This is a genomic window from Chamaesiphon sp. OTE_20_metabat_361 (assembly GCF_031364565.1).
On record NZ_JANLWO010000452.1, the window covers coordinates 1 to 5662 of the forward strand.

Here is a 5662-nt window from a genome sequence, read left to right on the forward strand (position 1 = left end):
GGAATTGCGTCCGATCGCTTCCAGAACTGATTTAGACTCAGGATCGCGAGCGGCGATCGTCACCGTATGTCCGAGTTTTTCGAGGCGATCTGCGAGCGGTGCGCCCACATTTCCGCTGCCGATAAATGCAATATTCATGGCTTATGCTCCCAGCGCACGAATGACTTCCAAGGCAGTTACTTTGCCAGAATATTGCTGTTGTCCGGTAATTAATCGACCATCTCGCGTTACAAACGCTTTGAATAATCCACCAGTGATAAAATTCGCACCGATTTTTTTGGCTTCATCTTCAATCCGAAATGGCATCAACTTCTGTCCGACATAGCCATCGACAAAATCTTCTTCAACATTAGCAAAACCCGTCATCGTTTTTCCGGCAATTAAGGGTGTGCCGTCGGTAAGTTTAACGAATAGTAAAGCACAAGTACCATGACACAGGGCGGCGGTAACTTTCTGTGCTTCATAAAACTCGGCAATTAACTGATGCAAGCGTGTCTCTGTGGGAAAAGTAAACATCGGCGATTGACCGCCAGCAACCACAATCGCATCATAGTTCTCGACTCGGACATCGTTGAGGCTTTTGGTGTCATTTAATAAGTTCATCAGGCGGGGCGTATGGATGAAGCCCATGCTGAGAATATCGTGCGCCGAATAACCGCCTGGATCGCGCGGATCGCTGTCTTTATCGAATTCTACTTTGCCGCCTTGGGGACTGGCGATCGTTACTTCGTAGCCATGCTCGGTAAACTCATACCAAGCATGGATGAGTTCTGATGCCCAGAAACCTACTGCTCCGCCAACTGTGGTCGAAGTGCCTGGATTGGCAATAACTAATAAAATCCGTTTGGGGTTAGAACTGACTGCGTTGAGATTTGCGCTCATAAGAAAACATGACAGATTCGGTAAAGAGCAATTTGAAAATAAACTTTTATTGAATTTACAACAGCCACACCCAGATGTCCCCCTGCTCTAGATTAGTTATCAACTAAACCAGTAGACAGGGGATAAACTAGACTGTGGTACAGGTCAAAACTAAGCGATCGATCGGTTCGGTTTGGGCTAGAAACCTCGATAATATTCATCAACCACAGATGCGCTTATGGCTACGAGCAAGGAGCAACCGGATGTGTTAGCTCGATACCAGCAGCAAACTAGCGAGTTATCAGCAGAAATAGTGCGACTTCGACAGGAAAACGATCGATTGATTCGCGACTCGGCAGCTCCTTCTCGATCTGTGGAGCTAGAAGATAATCGGATTCACCAAAATCGAGATCGGCTCTTAGAAGCGGCATCAGCAGCTACCAATATTTTGCTCACCCTCGATCATCTCGATGAGGCGATCGATAGTGCCTTGAGCATACTGGGCGAAGGATCGGGTTGCGATCGGATTAATGTGCTAGAAAATTTCTGTGAGTCTCCAGCCAACTTTCCCGTATATCACACTGTTATCTACGAGTGGGCGCAACCCAACATCATCCGTCAAATGTCTCATTTAGAATCGGGGCGCATTTACACCGCAGGCATTGAAACATTTCTCGATCGATACTACTTACATGGCGATGGATTTGGTGGGCTACTAGAGGAGTGGGAAGAACCGTTGCGGAGCGCATTTGCAGCAGTTGGAGTCGAGTCGAGTTATTCGGTGCCGATTCGGGTGAAAGAGCAGTGGTGGGGCGTGTTATGTCTCGATTATTGTCAATCTCCAGTTCGCATTAATCCGGCTGAAATTGCCGTGTTGAAGACGATCGCAGCTTGTATCGGGAGTGCGATTCAACGCGATCGCACTACCAAAGCAATTTTACAAGCAGAACAAGCTCGTGCCGCCGAATTAAAAAAAGCCAATGAAGTATTAAAAAAGTCCCTCGATTATCTAGCTATAGAGACAAGTTTAGAGAAGTTTTTAGGACAGATATTAAATGCGATCGCCGAGCAATTTGATTCCCCTCTAGCCGAATACTGGTACCACCCAGACGATACTGCTTACATTGGGATGATGAGTTGGCACGGACGAACTTATAATAGAGCCGAAATATTGCAGCAATATCCGGATCGTTCGGGAGTTGATGGGTTCCCAATCCCGCCCGAAATGATGTCAACTGGTGAGCTGCCGCCGCACCAACAATATTTCATTACCGAAGATTGGCTCACCGATCCCAATTTTAAACATATTAAGTGGCTGCCACCAGACAATTTGTACAAACAAATTAATGTTCCGCTAGTACTCGGTAATAAATGTATCGGTGCCTTAGTCGTGCGGCTGCCGCGCGGACATCAGATCGCCACCGAGCAGATCGAATTAGCCCAAGCTTTAGCGCATCAAGTAATCCTCGTCGTGCAATTTACGCGACTTGCCGAAGAAGCCAAGCAAGCGGCAATTTATGAAGAACGGAACCGTTTGGCTGGTGAAATTCACGATACTCTGGCGCAAACCTTTACAGGTATTTCAGTCCAACTCGAACTCGTCAAATACCTCAACCCACAACACTCCACCGAAGTCCGATCGATCCTCGATCGGATTACTAGCCTCGCGCAGACGGGACTGGGCGAAGCCCGCCGTTCGGTGTGGTCGATTTATTCAGCAAATGAAGACTTTGCCGATTTAGCCCAAAAACTTGCCGATTGTGTCGAAAATCTGACTGCTGGCACGGACTTAGATACCCAAATTGACATCGTAGGCACACCCACACCTTTATCTAGTTTTTTAGGCGTTAACCTCCTGCGGATCGGTCAAGAAGCGATCGTCAACACCCTCAAGCACGCACAAGCTAATACGATCGCGATCGAACTCGAATATAGACCCCACCAAGTCAGTCTGTACATTAGAGACAATGGCACTGGCTTCGCGTCGCAGGTGCAAACCGAAGGTTTTGGTCTAATTAGTATTTCCGAGCGTGCCGATCGCATTGGCGGTCAACTGCGGATTACGACCCAACCCGGACAGGGCACAGAAATTTTCGTACAGGTACCCCTATGACTGCCGCTCCGATTCGAGTTTTGATTGCTGACGACCATGCGATCGTCCGAAATGGTTTAGTCCGCATGGTGGAATTGACCGACGGCATGGAGGTAATTGCTGAGGCAGGGACGGGGCTTGAGGCGGTAACATTATTCCGCCAGCATCAACCCGATGTCGCTCTAATGGATCTGCGAATGCCGGAAATGAATGGGGTAGAAGCGATCGTTGCCATTCGCCAAGAATTTCCCAACGCCCAGATTGCCATTCTAACCACCTACGATACCGACGAAGATATTTTTCGCGGTTTGCAAGCAGGTGCAAAAGGTTACTTGCTTAAAGACACCAAAATGAGCGAACTGCTCGATGCGATTCGCACTCTCCACACCGGACACCGCTATATTCCCCCCGCCGTCGGTGCTAAACTAGCCGAGCGGATGTCCCAACCGCAATTGAGCGATCGAGAATTGGAGGTACTGCGGCTGATGTCCGCAGGCAAAACAAATCCAGAAATGTGTAACGATCTGTGCATTAGCGAGAGTACGATTAAGTTTCACATTAATAATATTTTCACTAAGCTGGGAGTAAGCGATCGAACTCAAGCAGTAGTTATTGCCATTAAACGTGGTATTACTAACTTGTAAATCATCTTCAAGCAGTTCGAGATTGCTAAACATAACATACTAGCTAGTGTCATAATCCACCAGTAATTATGTCATAAGACATAGATATTCGATCGCGACACTCGCTCTACAATAAAGCCTACACCGTGTCCACCACTACTGTCCGTCGAGTTTCGGCAGAAATCCGCGCTGCCTCAGCAACCCGTAGCGTTGCGAGACTAGCCGCAGGCGTCACATAATTTGGCTTACCATCGATGAGGTGGTCGAGAACGAGTTCTAGATCTCTGGCAAATAAACCCTTGCGCGCGCCCAGATCCAATGGGGTAGTAGTGCCATTTTGAATAAAGACCCCTTCATCACCATCAAATATCAACCCACCATTTTCCCCATGTACTTCAAACTTGCGGGAGCCTTGCCATAAGCCTGCCCCCTTACCATAGACGACTTCGCCGATCGCGCTATTATTCTTAAACCTAAACTGCGCGTTACACAGACAAGTTTGGTAATAATCGCCGACACCGCCCCAATATTGATTATGGCAATTGATGCTCTCGATCGAGCCAAACAGATCCGTGAAGCGATGGAGCCGCGATAAAGCCGCAATCAGGGGAAATCCGAACTCAGAGCGATGAAAAGTCCATTTTTCGGGCGTGGGGCGCTGAGGGACGATCGTGCTGTAGCGGGCGTAATAGACCGCACCGACGCGATCGAGCCATGCGCGCATCGTTTGATGGAGTCCGCCCAAGAGTTCGATATGTTCGACATGGAGCAAGACTTTTTTTGCCGCAGCGAGGGCGACAATTTCGCTAGCTTCGCGCCAGTCTAGTGCGAGGGGATACTCGACAATTGTATGCTTGCCAGACTCGATCGCCGCGCGGACGATCGCCCCATGATCGCCGTTAATCGTTGCTACCAGGATCAGATCGAGATCTGCCATCTGAATTAACGTTTGCCAATCAGCCACCGCGACGATATTGAAACTCTGGGCAAATTCTGCCGTCCGTTCGAGATTGCGCCCAGAGACAGCGATTAATTGCGTGCGATCTTCAGCAGCAAAGCTTTGAGCGCGGATCTTCGCGGCAAATCCCGTCCCGACAATTCCCACCCGCAGTGGCAGATTAATTTCTCCGTAACTAGCACTTTTAGACATAAGATTTTTTAATACTACAAACCCAGCGAACCAACATCCAAATTGAAAGCGGGAAAATTCGATCGCCACAGTCCTAGTCTACTATTCAACCCCTCACTCGGGGTTTTTTGTTGCGGCAAAATGTTATTAGCGATAGCTTGCAGCCATTCGTCAATCTCGGCGACAGTGCCGAGATATAAGTAATTAGGATGGATTCTCGCAATTTGATTACGAATACCATTCGACTTTAGCAGGACTTATAGATACAGATGGTAAGGTTTTCCCTTAGTATTCAGATAGAGCTGAAAACTAGGGCAATAAGTTGGGCAGTCTTCCCGATCGCTTAACTGAGATATATACCCGCATCCGCCATCTTTAAACGAAATAGAGAGGAATCAATCTGACATGGCAACCTATAAAGTTACATTAATCAACGAAGCTGAAAATCTAAACACCACGATCGATGTAGCTGATGACACCTACATTTTAGACGCAGCCGAAGAGCAAGGGATCGATCTTCCTTATTCTTGCCGTGCGGGTGCTTGTTCTACTTGTGCTGGTAAAATCACTGCTGGAGAAATCGACCAATCCGACCAATCTTTCTTAGATGACGACCAAATCGAAGCAGGTTACGTCTTGACTTGTGTGGCTTATCCTAAGTCCAACTGCACCATCATGACCCACCAAGAAGAACAACTCTACTAAGATCTAGTCTAAATCTAGAGTTAATAGTTTAGGAGTGTGGAATTAAGCTAATTCCTCGCTCCTATCTTTTTAGGAGTCAAAATCGTTGGCGTACTTCTCCTTACGGAGCGACCCAAATCACGCGGAGGTTCCCGACCCATGGCTTTGGGTCAGCGATTCGCGCTCCTCGGGTTTCCCGAGGGTTTAGCGAATCAAGACAAGACAGACGCTTCGCTACGCCAACGCCAACAGCACAAGTAGCCGCGCCCAGAG

Annotated in this window: 6 protein-coding genes; 3 read left to right on the forward strand and 3 right to left on the reverse strand. The window is 48.1% G+C overall.

Annotation, left to right across the window (positions count from 1 at the left end; genetic code table 11):
• Both RMO35_RS25365 and RMO35_RS13310 read right to left on the reverse strand, forming a co-directional pair.
• Positions 1-138, reverse strand: a 138-nt coding sequence (locus RMO35_RS25365) for an NAD(P)-binding domain-containing protein (RefSeq protein ID WP_396135666.1), incomplete at its 3' end; no start/stop codon positions are given.
• Positions 139-141: 3 nt separating this feature from the next.
• Complete coding sequence (locus RMO35_RS13310; protein ID WP_309741782.1) at positions 142-882, reverse strand: type 1 glutamine amidotransferase domain-containing protein; 741 nt, start codon at positions 880-882, stop codon at positions 142-144.
• A gap of 217 nt (positions 883-1099) precedes the next feature.
• On the opposite strand from RMO35_RS13310, the gene RMO35_RS13315 reads away from it, so the two are divergent.
• Both RMO35_RS13315 and RMO35_RS13320 read left to right on the forward strand, forming a co-directional pair.
• Positions 1100-2974, forward strand: coding sequence for a GAF domain-containing sensor histidine kinase (locus RMO35_RS13315; protein ID WP_309741783.1), 1875 nt, complete (start codon positions 1100-1102; stop codon positions 2972-2974).
• Positions 2971-3597 (forward strand): response regulator transcription factor, encoded by a 627-nt coding sequence (locus RMO35_RS13320; RefSeq protein ID WP_309741785.1) that lies wholly within the window; start codon positions 2971-2973, stop codon positions 3595-3597. The genes RMO35_RS13315 and RMO35_RS13320 overlap by 4 nt, the downstream gene beginning before the upstream one ends.
• A 118-nt stretch (positions 3598-3715) precedes the next feature.
• On the opposite strand, the gene RMO35_RS13325 is transcribed toward RMO35_RS13320, so the two are convergent.
• Entirely contained in the window at positions 3716-4726 is a 1011-nt protein-coding gene (locus RMO35_RS13325; RefSeq protein ID WP_309741786.1) for a Gfo/Idh/MocA family oxidoreductase, read from the reverse strand.
• 384 nt (positions 4727-5110) lie between these two features.
• Here RMO35_RS13325 and RMO35_RS13330 point away from each other — a divergent pair, with 384 nt between their 5' ends.
• Positions 5111-5410, forward strand: coding sequence for a ferredoxin (locus RMO35_RS13330; protein WP_309741787.1), 300 nt, complete (start codon positions 5111-5113; stop codon positions 5408-5410).
• Positions 5411-5662 lie beyond the last annotated feature (252 nt).

Excerpts from the sequence above, each read along its gene's own strand:
- RMO35_RS13310 (WP_309741782.1), bottom strand. The coding sequence starts at position 882 with ATGAGCGCAAATCTCAACGCAGTCAGTTCTAACCCCAAACGGATTTTA.
- RMO35_RS13315 (WP_309741783.1), top strand. The coding sequence starts at position 1,100 with ATGGCTACGAGCAAGGAGCAACCGGATGTGTTAGCTCGATACCAGCAG.
- RMO35_RS13320 (WP_309741785.1), top strand. The coding sequence starts at position 2,971 with ATGACTGCCGCTCCGATTCGAGTTTTGATTGCTGACGACCATGCGATC.
- RMO35_RS13325 (WP_309741786.1), bottom strand. The coding sequence starts at position 4,726 with ATGTCTAAAAGTGCTAGTTACGGAGAAATTAATCTGCCACTGCGGGTG.
- RMO35_RS13330 (WP_309741787.1), top strand. The coding sequence starts at position 5,111 with ATGGCAACCTATAAAGTTACATTAATCAACGAAGCTGAAAATCTAAAC.